12 protein-coding genes are annotated in these 13,736 nt (G+C 75.0%); 5 read left to right on the forward strand and 7 right to left on the reverse strand.

Annotation, left to right across the window (positions count from 1 at the left end):
• Positions 1–199 precede the first annotated feature (199 nt).
• The 4 genes from ACYVG5_RS16235 to ACYVG5_RS16250 all read right to left on the reverse strand — a co-directional run bounded on the left by ACYVG5_RS16235 (position 200) and on the right by ACYVG5_RS16250 (position 5,023).
• Positions 200–1,738: an amidase family protein gene (locus tag ACYVG5_RS16235; RefSeq protein ID WP_460683346.1), complete on the reverse strand. Its 1,539-nt coding sequence runs from the start codon at positions 1,736–1,738 to the stop codon at positions 200–202.
• A 126-nt stretch (positions 1,739–1,864) separates the two neighbouring features.
• Positions 1,865–2,365: an AEC family transporter gene (locus ACYVG5_RS16240; RefSeq protein WP_222050791.1), complete on the reverse strand. Its 501-nt coding sequence runs from the start codon at positions 2,363–2,365 to the stop codon at positions 1,865–1,867.
• Between the two features lie 445 nt (positions 2,366–2,810).
• Positions 2,811–3,278 carry a nuclear transport factor 2 family protein gene (locus ACYVG5_RS16245; RefSeq protein WP_460683347.1) on the reverse strand — a complete coding sequence of 156 codons (468 nt, stop codon included), beginning with the start codon at positions 3,276–3,278 and terminating at the stop codon, positions 2,811–2,813.
• Between the two features lie 65 nt (positions 3,279–3,343).
• Complete coding sequence (locus ACYVG5_RS16250) at positions 3,344–5,023, reverse strand: FAD-dependent oxidoreductase (protein WP_246630919.1); 1,680 nt, start codon at positions 5,021–5,023, stop codon at positions 3,344–3,346.
• Positions 5,024–5,144: 121 nt separating this feature from the next.
• On the opposite strand from ACYVG5_RS16250, the gene ACYVG5_RS16255 reads away from it, so the two are divergent.
• A complete protein-coding gene (locus ACYVG5_RS16255) occupies positions 5,145–5,981 on the forward strand; it encodes an SDR family oxidoreductase (protein ID WP_246630917.1) in 837 nt (278 codons plus the stop codon).
• 21 nt (positions 5,982–6,002) lie between these two features.
• Here ACYVG5_RS16255 and ACYVG5_RS16260 read toward each other — a convergent pair whose 3' ends face one another.
• Complete coding sequence (locus ACYVG5_RS16260) at positions 6,003–6,920, reverse strand: AEC family transporter (RefSeq protein ID WP_222050131.1); 918 nt, start codon at positions 6,918–6,920, stop codon at positions 6,003–6,005.
• A gap of 218 nt (positions 6,921–7,138) precedes the next feature.
• Here ACYVG5_RS16260 and ACYVG5_RS16265 point away from each other — a divergent pair, with 218 nt between their 5' ends.
• A complete protein-coding gene (locus ACYVG5_RS16265; RefSeq protein ID WP_222050132.1) occupies positions 7,139–8,662 on the forward strand; it encodes a phospholipase D-like domain-containing protein in 1,524 nt (507 codons plus the stop codon).
• Positions 8,663–8,679: 17 nt separating this feature from the next.
• On the opposite strand, the gene ACYVG5_RS16270 is transcribed toward ACYVG5_RS16265, so the two are convergent.
• Positions 8,680–9,288: a CAP domain-containing protein gene (locus tag ACYVG5_RS16270; RefSeq protein WP_222050133.1), complete on the reverse strand. Its 609-nt coding sequence runs from the start codon at positions 9,286–9,288 to the stop codon at positions 8,680–8,682.
• Between the two features lie 126 nt (positions 9,289–9,414).
• Between ACYVG5_RS16270 and ACYVG5_RS16275 the strand changes: the two genes are divergently transcribed.
• The gene (locus ACYVG5_RS16275; protein WP_222050134.1) at positions 9,415–10,389 is read left to right on the forward strand and encodes a hypothetical protein; all 975 of its coding nucleotides are present in this window, start codon (positions 9,415–9,417) and stop codon (positions 10,387–10,389) included.
• 4 nt (positions 10,390–10,393) lie between these two features.
• On the opposite strand, the gene ACYVG5_RS16280 is transcribed toward ACYVG5_RS16275, so the two are convergent.
• Positions 10,394–11,353: a GGDEF domain-containing protein gene (locus tag ACYVG5_RS16280; RefSeq protein WP_222050135.1), complete on the reverse strand. Its 960-nt coding sequence runs from the start codon at positions 11,351–11,353 to the stop codon at positions 10,394–10,396.
• Between the two features lie 57 nt (positions 11,354–11,410).
• Between ACYVG5_RS16280 and ACYVG5_RS16285 the strand changes: the two genes are divergently transcribed.
• Both ACYVG5_RS16285 and ACYVG5_RS16290 read left to right on the forward strand, forming a co-directional pair.
• Positions 11,411–12,130 (forward strand): DsbA family protein, encoded by a 720-nt coding sequence (locus tag ACYVG5_RS16285; RefSeq protein ID WP_222050136.1) that lies wholly within the window; start codon positions 11,411–11,413, stop codon positions 12,128–12,130.
• Positions 12,131–12,212: 82 nt separating this feature from the next.
• Positions 12,213–13,673, forward strand: coding sequence for a benzaldehyde dehydrogenase (locus tag ACYVG5_RS16290; protein ID WP_222050137.1), 1,461 nt, complete (start codon positions 12,213–12,215; stop codon positions 13,671–13,673).
• The last annotated feature ends 63 nt before the right edge of the window (positions 13,674–13,736 follow it).

The raw sequence follows: 13,736 nt of genomic DNA on the forward strand, positions 1-13,736 counted from the left end.
CGGCCACGACGGCGGCCGGATCGTCTGCGAGGGCACCCCCGCCGCCCTCGTCACCGACCGCTCCACGCTCACCGGCGAGCATCTCGCCGCCTACGTCGGCACCTGGCGTGCGCGGGCAGCGTGCTGCCGCCCAGCCACACGACGAGGGGCGAGGTCCGGCTGGACCTCGCCCCTCATCGTGCACCGCGACCGGATCAGGTCAGGGCGCGTGCCATCCCAACGGCGGGGTCGTGGGCGGCAGCTCCCGGTGCTGGGTGGCCTGCTCGTAGTCCTGCCCGGCCGCCAGGAGCAGCGGCTCGTCGAAGGGCCGGGCGAAGAACTCGACGCCCACGGGCACCCCGAGCGGGGCGGTCGCCGAGGGTGCGCTGAAACCACCCGGCACCGTGAGGGCCGGGAAGCCGGTGAGCGCGGCGAGGATCCCGTTGCGGTCGCGCTGCGCCTGCTCCTCGACCGGCTCCACGAGGCGGCTCTGCATCGGGTAGAAGAGCAGGTCGAGGCCCTCGTCGTCCATGATCTGCAGGACGCGCTCACGGAGTTCGGCGATACGCACCAGCCGCTGCGCGTACTCCTGGTCGGCCCGCCCGTCACCCGTCTCGTCCGCCGCGGTCAGGGCCGATTCGACCGAGGGGTGCGGAACGCCACTGGCCCGGATGTCCTCGAGCGTGTCCACCGGCGCGTCCGTCGCCGCGAGGTAGGACTCCAGCAGCGGCTCCATCTCGAACCGTTGCACGTCGTGCTCGGACGCGAGCTGCCCCGCGGTGCTGCCGATGCTCACGTCGACCACCTCGGCACCGAGGTCGGTGAGGTCCTGCCGGGCCCGCGCCACGACCTCGTTGACCGGCTCGTACACCTCGCCGTCGAGCAGGAAGTCGGTGACGACCCCGATCCGGGCTCCGGCGAGCCCCTCGCCGTCGAGCGCCGCGACGTAGTCGGGCAGCTCCCGACCGGTGAGGACGTCGGTCGCCGAGTCCCGCGGGTCGTACCCGGCCATGGCCTGCAGCGCCGCCGCCGCATCCGCCACCGTCCGGGTGATCGGGCCGGCCGCGTCCTGGGTGGAGGAGACCGGGACGATGCCGTCGCGGCTGACGAGGCCGCGGGTGGGGCGCAGCCCCACCAGGTTGTTCGCCGACGCCGGCGACCGGATCGAGTTCACCGTGTCGGTGCCCGTGCCGATGACGGCGAAGCCGGCCGCCACCCCCGCGCCGGTGCCGCCGCTGGACCCGCCGGGCGTCCGGGTGAGGTCGTAGGGGTTGAGCGTCTGGCCGCCGAGGGAGCCGGCCGTGAAGCCGGCGACCGCGAACTCGTGGAGGTTGGCCTTGCCGACGACGACCGCACCGGCCTCCCGGAGTCGGGCGACCGTGGTCGCGTCGTCCTCCGGCTGCATCTCGGCGAGCAGCGCCGACCCGGCGCTCGTCGGCAGATCGCCGGTGTCGTAGTTGTCCTTGAGCAGCACGGGGACGCAGTGCAGCGGCCCGGCGAAGCCGGAACTGCGGTAGTGCGCGTCCAGCCGGGCGGCCTTCCGGACCGCGGAGTCGTTCACCGTGAGCACCGCCCGCAGCTGCGGGCCCTGGTCGTCGTAGGCCTGGATGCGGTCCAGCGACTCCTGCACGACCTCCTTGCACGTCGTCGATCCATCGGCGATCGCCGCACGGATCGACGCGACGCTCGCCTCCTCCACCGGGAAGCCTCCCGACGAGGCCGCGGCCGGCACGGCCCCCGCGGTGAGCGCGACCGCCATCCCCACTCCCGCGGCCCCTGCTGCCGCCCGTCCTCGCTGCCGTCCATTCATGCGCCGCACCGTAGCGGCCCCGTTCCGCCGCTTGTGGGATGGGTCACAACCGGGCCGGGGCGGGCCGGCTCACAGTCAGCCCAGCAGTGCCGCCACGGCGATCAACACCGGGCCGTGTTCGGGCCCTCGACCCGGCAGCGCGCTCCCGCGCAGCGACATGCCGTAGGCCAGCAACACCGCCGGAACCGCGAGTCCACCGATCAGCTGCACCGGCTCGCGCAGGACCGCCGGCACCGACCATCCCGTCCCCGAGACGACCAGCCCGGCCACGGAGCCCAGCAGGACGGGATTGCGGAACGGGGCCGACATCCGCGACCACACCGAGGCATCGCGCTGGGGGCCGGTGACGTCCAGCACGGTGAGCGCCGGCGGCACCAGCAGGACGAGCTGGAAGAGCAGGACCGGGGCCACCGCGGTGGCGTCACCGAGCACGTACACCGCGATCGGGATGCCCAGGTTCGCCGCGTTGACCTGGCTGGCTCCCAGCGCCTCGATGGTCGTCCGCCCCACCCCCCACGGGCGGAGCGCACCGATGACCGCGAAGAGGGCAGCCGACAGCAGACCCGTCGCCGACACCACGACCAGGGTGGGGGAGAAGACCGCGGACAGGTCGGCCCCGCCGGGTCTCGAGCATCAGTGCCGGGGTGGCCACGGAGAAGGCGGCGCGGGACAGCACCGATCCGGCCTCCGGTCCGAGGGTCCCGGCCCGGGCCACCAGGTAGCCGACCGCGATGACGGCGCCGATGACGACGAAACCGGCCAGCACCCCGCTCAACGGACGACGGGGGCCGGTGGTCGCCCTACCAGTTTGCCCAGCGCCCGCCGCGGGCGGTATGCGGTCCCGGCCGCTGGTCTCAGCAGCGCCGCGGGAAGGGGAGACCCTGCGGCCATGACGGACAGCCCGTACGCCATCCCGGCCGAGGACCTCGTCGCGAGCGCCCGCATCGAGCGGCGCGACCAGGTGGAGGTGCGCCCCCTGCTGGACGCCGCCGGCAGCGACTGGTCGGCCAGTTCCAGTCGCTCAGCTCGGGTCAGCGAGCCAGGGGTAGCGGGCGGTGTCCTGCCCCGCGTAGTCGGGGTCCAGGTAGATGAAGCACCGCTGGATGAGCCAGTCGCGGATCTCGAACACGTCGCACCACCGGCCCGCACCCCATTCCGGGACGCCGGCCCGCCACGGACCGTCCTGGTGCTCCCCGTGGCTGGTGCCCTCGGCCACGACGAGGTCGGAGCCGGAGAAGATCCAGGTGAACTCGGAGTAGTGGTGCTGGATCGACTCGAGCGTGCCGGCGATGTCCCCGAACATCTGGCCGATCTGCTCCTTGCCGGTGGCCAGGCCCCACTTGGGGAAGGCGACCTGGGCGTCGTCGGCGAACAGGTCGAGGATGCTGCCGCCGGTCGAGGTGACCCCGCCGTTGTCGAACGCCTTGAGGTACTCCAGCGCCACGGACTTGCGCTGCTCGTCGGTCATGGTCTCGCGGGTCAGGGCCATGGGGTCTCCTGCGTCATCGAAGGGGGAGTCGAAGGGGGAGTCGGGTGGAGGAGGTCGGTGACGGGTCAGGCGGGGGTGGTGGACGGGTCGCGGACCGGCTCCCGGTCGGCGGCCGTGGCGGCGCGGTGGGCGAAGGCGATGATCGGGCCGAGCGTCGCGCCGCCGGCCCAGTACGCCTGCGCGGACGCCGAGGCCACGCAGTTGCCCACCCCGTAGAGGCCGGGGACGGGAGCGCCGATGCTGTCCAGCACCTGACCGTCGGGGCTGGTGCGCGGGCCGCCCTTGGTGTCCAGCGTGCCGGCGGTGATCAGACTGGCGTAGTAGGGGCCGTCCCCGATCGGCCACATGGTCGGGTTGGTGCGGCCGGGCTCGTCCTTGACCGGGCCGTTGAACAGCAGCTGCACCGGCTTCTCGCCGCGGTGGAAGTCCTCGTCGACCCCGCGTGCGGCGAAGCCGTTGAAGCGCTCGATCGTGGCCCGCAGGTTCGGGAGGAAGTCGTCACTCAGCGCGAGGCCGCCGGTGACCGCGGCGTACCGGGCCAGGCGCGCAGCGACGGCGGCGGCCAGCTCCTCCAAGGTCGCGCCGCTGATGACGTGCGAGTCGTCGGCGCCGGGCGGCACTACCTGGCGGCCGTACTCGTCGCTGGCCGAGCAGTCCTGGGTGCGCTGGTCCCAGAGCTGCACCAGCACCAGGTACGGATAGGTGCCGGTCGCGGCGTCGTACCGGCCGAACGTCTGGGCCAGCTCGTTGTACTGGAGCTTCTCGTTCACCACCCGCGAGCCGCGGACGTCGACGAAGACGGTGGAGTCCCCGGCCACCGAGAACATGCCGATCATGCCGGGGTCCCGGGCGACGGCCCGCTCCAGCGGGACGGGGCACATCCAGGCGTTGTTCATGTTGCGCAGCTGGGCGCCGACCGGGCCGGCGATGGCGAGGAAGTCGCCCTCGTTGGTGACCGCCGCGCAGCCGCCGGCGACGGAGGGCGGCAGGAAGTTCCGCCGCAGGTCCGGGTCGTGGGTGAAGCCGCCGCTGGCGAAGACCACGGCCTTGCGGGCGGCCACCCGGACGGTGCGCCCGTCGATGGTGGTGGCCTCCACCCCGACGACGGCGCCGTCGTCGACGACCAGCCGCTGCACCCGGTGCCCGGTGCGCACCCCGACGCCGTCCCGCTCCGCTGCGGCGGCCATCGCGGCCACGCCCACCGCGCCGCCGTCCGACATCGACTCCCGTGCGCCCGCGGGCACCAGCACGCGACCCTTCGGCGCCTTGTCCTCCGGCAGCTCCGACCAGTAGTCGACGACGTCGGGGCAGTGCCGGTACCTCAGCGCCCCGCGCTCGGCGAGCAATTCGGCGGCCGGTGAGGCGCTCTCGTAGATGGCCCGGCACATCGCGTGCTCCCACTCCGACAGCCCGAAGGTCGGCGAGGAGGGGTCGTAGCCGGCCGGGCGCGCGAGCCGGGCGACGTAGCGCAGGTAGTCCTGCTCGTCGTCGACCAGCCCGGCCGCGCGCATCGGTTCGTTGTTGGGCACCCAGTACCAGAACGCGGCCTTCGCGGCCGTGCCGCCGAGCTGTGGCGCCTTCTCCAGCAGCAGCACCTCGTTGCCGAGCCACCGGCTGAACAGGGCGGTCGGCAGGCCGCCGCCACCGCCGCCGACCACCACGACGTCGGCGCTGAGGTCGGCGGGGCGGTCGGCGGGGACGGGCGCCGCGGACTCGCGGGCGGGCACGGGAGAGGGGGCTGGCATCGGGACCTCGCTGTCCGTCAGGTGCGGGGCGGGCACCGCGGCGGCCGCGGTGTCCGGTCCTGACCTTGGCACGGACCGGCACCCGGTGTGAAGCACGTCACCGACCGGGTAGGCAGCGGCCATGACCATGACCATGACCGAGACCACGACCGGGCCCGGAGAGCACCGTCGCGTCGCCGTCGTCACCGGGTCGGAGTCGGGCATCGGCCGGGCCACCGCCGTGGCCCTGGCCGAGCAGGGCTGCGACATCGGCGTCACCTGGTACCGCGACCGGGGCGACGGGGAGGCGACCGCGGAGCTGGTCCGCCGGGCCGGGCGGCGGGCCGAGCTGCGGCACCTCGACCTGACCGCGCTGCCCGGCGCCGCCGCTGTCGTCGACGAGCTCGCCGACGCGCTCGCCGGGCTCGACGTCCTGGTCAACTGCGCCGGCACCGGGCACCTGTCCACGGTGCTCGAGACCGACTACGACACCTGGCGCACCGTGCTGACCACCGACCTCGACGGGGCGTTCCTCTGCCTGCAGCGGGCCGCGCGGCGGATGGTCGCCGCCGGCCGCGGCGGCCGGATCGTCAACGTCACCAGCGTGCACGAGCACCAGCCGCGGGTCGGCAACGCCGCCTACAGCGCGGCCAAGGCCGGCCTCGGCCTGCTCACCAGGGTGGCCGCGCTGGAACTCGGGGAGCACGGCATCACGGTCAACGCGGTCGCTCCCGGTGAGATCGCCACCGCGATGACCGGCCAGGAGGACGAGGACCCCACCGCGGCCGGGCACGAGCGCCCCGGCGTCCCGCTCGGCCGGCCCGGGAACGCGCGTGAGGTGGCCGCCGTCATCGCCTTCCTCGCCTCGCCGGCGGCGAGCTACGTCACCGGGGCGTCCTGGCCGGTGGACGGGGGGATGATGCAGATGGGCCCGCAGGCCGGGTCGCACCTGACCAGTGACGAGTGGCGCCGCCCCTGAGCCCGGCCCGACCGTGCCGGGTCACCCGAGCAGCGCCGCAACGACGAACAGCACCGGCACGGACAGCACCGTGCTGAGCGTGATGGTCTCCCGGGCGAGGTCCACGCCGGTCCGGTAGGTCACGGCGAAGACGAGCAGGTTCTGCGCCGCCGGCAGGGCCGACAGCACCACGACGACCAGCAACCCGTCGCGGTCCAGGCCCAGCCCGGTGCCCAGCAGCCAGGCCGCCGTCGGGGCCAGCAGCAGCTTGAGCGCCACCGCCAGCAGCACCGGACCCCGGTCGGGCCCCCGGCCGGGCCATGGGCTGCCCCGCAGCGACATGCCGTACGCCAGCAGGACCGCCGGCACCGCGAGCCCGCCGATCACCCCGACCGGGTCCAGCAGCAAGGGCGGCAGCGACCAGCCTGTCCCGGAGACGACCAGCCCCGCGACCGAGCCCACCAGCACGGGGTTGCGGAACGGCGTCCACACTCGCGACCACCTCGTACCCGTGCCGTCCGCCACGGTCACGTCCAGCACGGTGAGCGCCACGGGAACCAGCAGGACCAGCTGGAAGAGCAGCACCGGGGCGACCGCGCCGGCATCGCCCAGCACGTAGACGGCGATCGGGATGCCCAGGTTCGCCGCGTTCACCTGGCTGGCGCCGAGGGCCCCGATGGTCGTCGTCCCCACGCCCCAGCGGCGGACCGCACCGACCGCGGCGAACAGCGCTGCCGACAGCAGTGCCGCGCCGGAGATGACGACCAGCGTGCGGGAGAACACCACGGATAGGTCGGCCGCGGCGAGCGTCGTGAACAGCAGCGCGGGAGTCGCCACGGAGAACGCCACCCGGGACAGCACCGCCGGGGCGTGCGGCCCGAGCGTGCCGCTCCGGGCGAGCAGGTAGCCGACCGCGATCACGGCCCCGATGACGGAGAACCCCGACAGGACACCGCTCACCGGGCGGCCGGCCGGCCGGCCTCCGGACGGGCGGCGGTGTCGCGGCACTGGCTGGTCATCACGATGCACAGGATGACGACCGCCCCACCGGGCAGGTCGTCGGGTCACCGGCCGACACCGCGGTTCACCTGCACCCGCGGGACCGGCGACGCCGGTCTTCCTCCGGGCGGGGGTCCGGGCCGCCGCTACGAGGTCCGCCGACCCGGCACACTGACCGGATGACCGAGAGCCCGGCCCCGTCGACCGCTGCCGCGGCGTGCGCCGTCCCGGACGTCCGGGACGGCACCGTGCTGGTGCCCGGTGAGACGTGCTGGCGCATCGAGCGGGCGGACGAGTACGTCGTGTTCGTCGACGCCGCCGACTACTTCGCCGTCCTCAAGCAGGCGGTGCTGCGTGCCCGGCGACGGGTGCTGTTCATCGGCTGGGACTTCGAGCCGCGCATCCGGCTGGACCCGCGGAGCCCCGGCCGGGCCCGGGACGACCGCCTCGGGCGGATCCTGGAGGCGGCGGTGCGGGGCAACCCGGACCTGGAGATCGGTGTCCTGCAGTGGGGCATGGGGATGCTGGAGTCGCTGCGGCGCGGCTTGGTGCCCGTCGTGCTGCTCCGTCGCCGGGCACCCGACCGGCTCCGCTTCGCCGCCGACCACCACCACCCGCTCGGCGCCGCCCACCACCAGAAGATCGTGGTGATCGACGACTGCCTGGCCTTCGCCGGCGGCATCGACGTGACCGCCGACCGGTGGGACACCTCCGACCACCTCGACTGGCACCGGCACCGGCACCGGCCCACGTCCCGGCGGTCGACCGGCCCCTGGCACGACGTGACCACGCTGGTCTCCGGTCCCGCGGCCCGCGCCCTGGGCGACCTGGCCCGCGAACGGTGGGAGAGCGGCACCGGGAACCGGCTGGAACCGGTCGCGGACCAGCAGGCGTGCTGGCCCGACGGGGTGCAGCCGCTGCTGACCGACGTGGACGTCGCCATCTCCCGCACCCGTCCCCGGCACGGCGGCACGGAGCTCGTGCACGAGATCGAGCTGCTGTGGCTGGCGGCCATCGCCGGCGCCCGGGAGACCGTCTACATCGAGGCGCAGTACTTCGCCAACCGCCGGGTCGCCGAGGCGATCGCCGAGCGCCTGGGCGAGGCGGACGGTCCGGAGTTCGTGGTGGTGAACCCGGAGGCGGCCGACGGCTGGCTGGAGGAGAAGGCGATGGGCACCGCCCGGGCGCGGCTGCTCGGCCTGGTCCGGCGGGCCGACGTGCACGACCGTTTCCGGGTCTACGTGCCGGTGACCGACGGCGGCCGGCCGGTGTACGTGCACGCCAAGGTGCTGGTGGTCGACGACCGGATGCTGCGGATCGGCAGCTCCAACCTCAACAACCGCTCCATGGGCCTGGACACCGAATGCGACGTGACGGTGGAGGTCCGGCCGGACGACGCCCGCCGGGACGAGCTGGCCGCGGTCGTCCTCGGGATGCGGCACCGGTTGCTCGGGGAGCACCTCGGCGTCGATCCCGGCGCGGTGGCCGACGCGGTCGCGGCCCACGACGGGTCCCTCGTCCGCGCGGTGGACAGCCTGCTCCGGCCGGCGGGGCGGTCGCTGCGGCCGTTCCAGCCGCCCGAGCAGGGCGTCGTCGATCGCGCCCTGTCCGCGACCGAGCTGCTCGACGCCGAGCGCACCCCCGACCGGTGGAGCCGCGTCCGGCGGACGTTCCTGCGCCGCTCCCGTCGCCGGCGGCGCTGACCGGGGCGCCGACCGCGTCAGCCGCAGGACGGGCCGTCGTCCTCCGGTCGGACGACCGGCTCGGCCGGCGGCGTCGTGGACGCCACCGCCGGCAGGTCCGCGCCCGCCGTCCGGCCGAACTCCTGGGTGGCCCAGACCGAGCCGTCGTCGGCGCAGACCACGCCCACACCCAGCCGGTCCCAACCGGGGTTGAGCACGTTGACCCGGTGGGAGTCGGACCGCATCCAGCCGGCGTGGATCGTCCCGGCCGGCACCGGCCCGGTGGCCCGGAAGATGTTCTCGCCCATCGCGCGGAAGCCGGCCAGCTCTTCCCGCCGGAGGACCTGGCCGATGTCCTGGTGCTCGAACGTGCCGGTGGCGGCCATCTCGGCGCTCCACTCCCGGGCGACGCCGGCCAGCGCGTCGTTCCACGACACCGGGGCGAGCCCGCGCGCCTCCCGCTCGTCGTTCACCCGGTCGAACACCGCCCGTGCGATCTGCTCCTCGGCGGGGGCGGACTCCCCGCCGGCCGGCGCGGACTGGGGGGCCGGTGCGCTGCCCCGGGGCGACCCGCTGAGATCGACCGCGCAGCCGCTCGCCAGCGCGAGGACGGCGAGCAGGACCAGCAGCGCGCGGTACCGGAGCATGCCGGGGGATACCCGCGATCCGGTCGTGCAGCCGCGTGGCGCGGGATCGCGACCGACCCGTGACCCGAGCCGGCGCGGAGACCGGGGAAGGGCTTCCCCGGCCGCTGGGGGCGGCACCATGGCGGCATGGACCTCGCCGACATCGCCGACGGGCTCTACGCCGTCCCGCCGGAGGACTTCGTCGCCGAGCGGACCGCGGCCCGCGACCGGGCCAGGGCGGCGGGGGACAAGGCGCTGGCCGCGGAGATCGCCGGATTGCCCAAGCCGTCGACGGCGGCATGGGTGTGCAACCTGCTGGCCCGCCGGCAGCACGGGGAGATCGCCCAGCTGGTCGAGCTCGGCGGACTCATGCGCACCGCGCAGGCCACCCTCTCCGGTGACCAGCTGAAGGAGCTGGGCAAGCAGCGTGCCCAGGTGATCGCGGCGCTCACCCGGCAGGCCCGGGCACTGGCCGCGGCGGAGGGGCACCCGGTGAGCAGTGCGATCGCCGAACAGGTGCAGGGCACGCTGCGCGCCGCGGTGGCCGACACCGACGCCGGGGCCGCGCTGCTGGGCGGGCAGCTGACCGCCGCACTGACCTACAGCGGGCTCGGTCCGGTCGACCTCAGCGGCGCGGTGGCCCGCGCGAGGACGTCCGCGACGCCGCCGACGAAGGCACCGGGGAAGGCGCCCGCGAACGCGCCGGCGACGGGTACGGCCGGCAGGGACGGCGACCGGGCGGCCCGGGAGCAGCGCCGCAAGGAGGCCGAGGAGCGGGCCCGCCGGGAGGCCGAGGAGGCCCGCCGGCGCGAGCTGGCCCAGGCCGAGCAGGACGCCGAGGAGGCCGCCGCCGTCGCTCGGGACACCGCCGCCGCCGCCGAGGCCGCCGACCAGCGCGTCGCGGACACCACGGCGCGGCGGGAGGAGCTGCAGGCGCGGGTCGCCGAGCTGCAGCAGGAGCTGCGCCGCACCGAGCAGCGGGTCACCACCGCCGGTGCCGACCTGCAGGAGGCCGAGCACCGCCGGGATGCCGCCATCCGCCGGGCACGGACCGCGGCGGCCATCCGCGACCGGTCGCAGCAGCGGCTGGAGCGGCTGCGCGGCCCGGCGCCGGAGGGATGAGGACTCAGCCGGTGCCCGGACCGCGGGCGGCGCGACGGCGGTGCTTGTCCAGGTAGAGGGCGGCGTCGGCGCGGGCCAGCAGGGCGGGCAGCGTGTCGCCGTCCCCAGCGGTCGCCGTCCCCACCGACCAGGTGGCCGGGGCGCCGCCGGTCAGCCGGTCGAGCACCTCGACGGCGCCGACCGCGTCGGTGGCCGGGAGGCACAGCACGAACTCGTCGCCGCCGTGCCGGCCGAGCAGGTCGGAGGCGCGCAGCCGTGCCGACCACTGGGCGGTGAGCCGGCGCAGCAGGTCGTCCCCGGCGCCGTGCCCCTCCCGGTCGTTGACCTGCTTGAACCCGTCCAGGTCGAGCACCGCGATGGTCAGCGGCTCCCCGCCGCGGCTGGCCCGGGCCAGGCTGCGGGTGGCCTCGGCCTCCCAGGCCCGCCGGTTGGCCAGCCCGGTCAGCGGGTCGGTGGACGCCGCGGTCCGCAGCCGCGCGCTGAGCCGGCCCTGGGCCTCGGTGAGGATGCCGGCGGCCAGGACGGCGATCACCCCGGGCAGCGCGAAGCCACTGGGTTCCGCCGCGACCGCGCCGGCGCCGGCCAGGCCGACGACGAGTGCGGCGTGCATCCGGGCGGCGGTGAGAGAGAAGAAGTGCGCGGCGTACAGGCCCACCGCGATGACCACCGGGCCGAGGCCGACGATGCCGACCGCGGTGCCCGACCGCCAGGCCAGGACACCGGTGCACGCGGACAGCAGCCCCAGCGCCACGTGCGTCGCGGCGGGCACGCGAGGGCCGATGGCCCACAGCACCGCCGCGACGGTCAGCCCGGTGCCGGCGAGCAGCCAGGCCAGCCGCACCGGCGTCGCCTCCGACATCGGCCACACCGCGCTGACCCCGCACAGCGCCCCGGCCAGCGCGTGCAGCAGCACCAGCAGTGCCACCTGCGGTGACCTGCCCCCGAACGTTCCCGTCGTCTCCATGTCAGGTCCGCCATCGGCAGGTCGGCCACCCGGCTGGAGCCGGGCTACCGTCGACGGGTGAGTAACGCGGACCTGCACTTCTACTTCGACCCCGTCTGCCCCTTCGCCTGGCTGACCAGCAAGTGGGTGCGCTTGGTGGCCGCGCAGCGGGACATGGCCGTCGAGTGGCGGTTCATCTCGCTGCGGCTGCTCAACGCCTCGGTCGACTACGACGCCCAGTTCCCACCCGGCTACGAGGCCGGCCACACCGCCGGCCTGCGGCTGCTGCGGGTGGCCGCCCGCACCCGGGCCGAGCACGGGCACGCGGCCGTCGCCGACCTGTACGCGGCGCTGGGGGCGCGGGTGTTCGAGTCCGGGCCCGCCGACGGCGACGGCGGCCGGCGCGGCACCCGGGAGTTCGTCGAGCCCGCCCTGACCGCCGCCGGCCTGCCGACCGGGCTGGCCGCGGCGCTGGCGGAGACGTCCTGGGACGCCCAGGTCCAGGCGGAGACCGACGAGGCGCTGGCGCTGACCGGCAAGGACGTCGGCACCCCGATCCTGCACTTCCGGCCACCGGCCGGCACCGCCTTCTTCGGCCCGGTGATCAGCCGGCTCCCGGACGCCGACCAGGCGGTCGAGTTGTGGGACCACGTCGTCGGGCTGGCCGCCTTCCCCGGGTTCGCCGAGCTCAAGCGCAGCCTCCGCGAGCGCCCGCAGCTGCCCTCCTTCGGTGTGCCCACCGGGGACGTCGGCGTCTCGGAGGACTGGCACGGGGGCAGTCGGCGCCAGCACCGGTAGCGGAGCCGACCGGGACGACGGATCCGGCGGGCATATCCTGGCCCCAGTGGTTGATCACTCAACGAGGAGACGAGGGGCACAGATGGCACTGCTCGAGGACGGCGCGTGGCGCGGCAAGGTGTGGACCGGGGCGTGGACCGACGGCAGCGGCGGCACCTACGCCGCGGTCGAGCCGGCAACGGGGGAGGAGCTCGGCGAGGTCGGCAACGCCACCCCGGCCGACGTGGAGAAGGCCGCCGCGCGGGCGGTGGACGCCCAGCGTTCCTGGGCCGCCCTCCCGTTCGAGCAGCGGGCCGCGGTGCTGCGCCGCGCCGGCGACCTGCTGACCGCGAACTCCGCGGAGATCAAGACCTGGCTGGCCCGCGAGACCGGCGCCATCCAGCCCTTCGGCGACTTCCAGGTGCACACCAGCGCCCAGGAGTGCTACGAGGCCTCCGCGCTGCCCAGCCACCCCTACGGTGAGCTGCTCCGCAGCGGTGCGCCCCGGCTGTCCTTCGCCCGGCGGGTGCCGGTCGGCGTGGTCGGCGTCATCGCCCCCTTCAACGTGCCGACCATCCTGGCCATCCGGGCCATCGCCCCGGCGCTGGCGCTGGGCAACGCGGTCATCCTCAAGCCCGACCCGCGCACCGCGGTGTCCGGTGGTGCGATGTTCGCCCGCATCTTCGAGGAGGCCGGCGTGCCGGCCGGGGTGTTCCAGGTGCTGCCCGGCGGCGCCGACGTCGGCGAGGCGCTGGTGGTCGAGCCCGCCGTGCGGGTCATCGCCTTCACCGGTTCCACCAAGGCCGGGCGCGCCGTCGGCGCGCTGGCCGGCCAGCACCTCAAGCGGGCGCACCTCGAGCTCGGCGGCAACTCCGCGCTGATCGTGATGGACGACGTCGACGTCGCCGCCGCTGCCTCGGTCGGCGCCTACGGCACGTTCGCCCACCAGGGACAGATCTGCATGGCGACCAGCCGGCACCTGGTGCACTCCTCGATCGCCGAGGAGTACACCGCCGTGCTGACCGCCAAGGTGGAGAACCTGCCGGTCGGTGACACCTTCCGCGACCAGGTGGCGCTCGGCCCGATCATCGACGCCAACCAGCGCGACCGGGTGCACGGGCTGGTCACCTCCAGTGTCGAGCAGGGGGCCACGCTGCGCACCGGGGGCACCTACGAGGGGCTGTTCTACCGGCCGACCGTGCTCGGCGACGTGCCGGTCGACGCCCCGGCCTACCAGCAGGAGATCTTCGGCCCGGTCGCCCCGGTGACCCCGTTCTCCTCCCTCGAGGAGGTCGTCGGCCTGGCGTCCGGCACGGAGTACGGCCTGTCGCTGGGCATCCTGACCCGCGACGTCTACGCCGGCCTGGAGCTGGCCGAGAGGATCCCGGCCGGCCTGGTGCACATCAACGACCAGACGGTCAACGACGAGGCGGTCGCCCCCTTCGGTGGCGTCGGCGCCTCGGGCACCGGGTCCCGGCACGGTGGCGCGCAGGCGAACATCGAGGCGTTCACCGAGACCCAGTGGGTGACGCTGCGCGGCGACCTGCCGGCCTACCCGTTCTGACCCCCGGCACGACGACGGCCCGGTCCCCGCAACGCGGAGGCCGGGCCGGTGTCGTGCGGCAGC

Source organism: Modestobacter lapidis, from assembly GCF_054780755.1.

Excerpts from the sequence above, each read along its gene's own strand:
- ACYVG5_RS16275 (WP_222050134.1), top strand. The coding sequence starts at position 9,415 with ATGGACCTCGCCGACATCGCCGACGGGCTCTACGCCGTCCCGCCGGAG.
- ACYVG5_RS16270 (WP_222050133.1), bottom strand. The coding sequence starts at position 9,288 with ATGCTCCGGTACCGCGCGCTGCTGGTCCTGCTCGCCGTCCTCGCGCTG.
- ACYVG5_RS16255 (WP_246630917.1), top strand. The coding sequence starts at position 5,145 with ATGACCATGACCATGACCGAGACCACGACCGGGCCCGGAGAGCACCGT.
- ACYVG5_RS16265 (WP_222050132.1), top strand. The coding sequence starts at position 7,139 with ATGACCGAGAGCCCGGCCCCGTCGACCGCTGCCGCGGCGTGCGCCGTC.
- ACYVG5_RS16250 (WP_246630919.1), bottom strand. The coding sequence starts at position 5,023 with ATGCCAGCCCCCTCTCCCGTGCCCGCCCGCGAGTCCGCGGCGCCCGTC.
- ACYVG5_RS16245 (WP_460683347.1), bottom strand. The coding sequence starts at position 3,278 with ATGGCCCTGACCCGCGAGACCATGACCGACGAGCAGCGCAAGTCCGTG.
- ACYVG5_RS16290 (WP_222050137.1), top strand. The coding sequence starts at position 12,213 with ATGGCACTGCTCGAGGACGGCGCGTGGCGCGGCAAGGTGTGGACCGGG.
- ACYVG5_RS16280 (WP_222050135.1), bottom strand. The coding sequence starts at position 11,353 with ATGGAGACGACGGGAACGTTCGGGGGCAGGTCACCGCAGGTGGCACTG.
- ACYVG5_RS16235 (WP_460683346.1), bottom strand. The coding sequence starts at position 1,738 with ATGGCGGTCGCGCTCACCGCGGGGGCCGTGCCGGCCGCGGCCTCGTCG.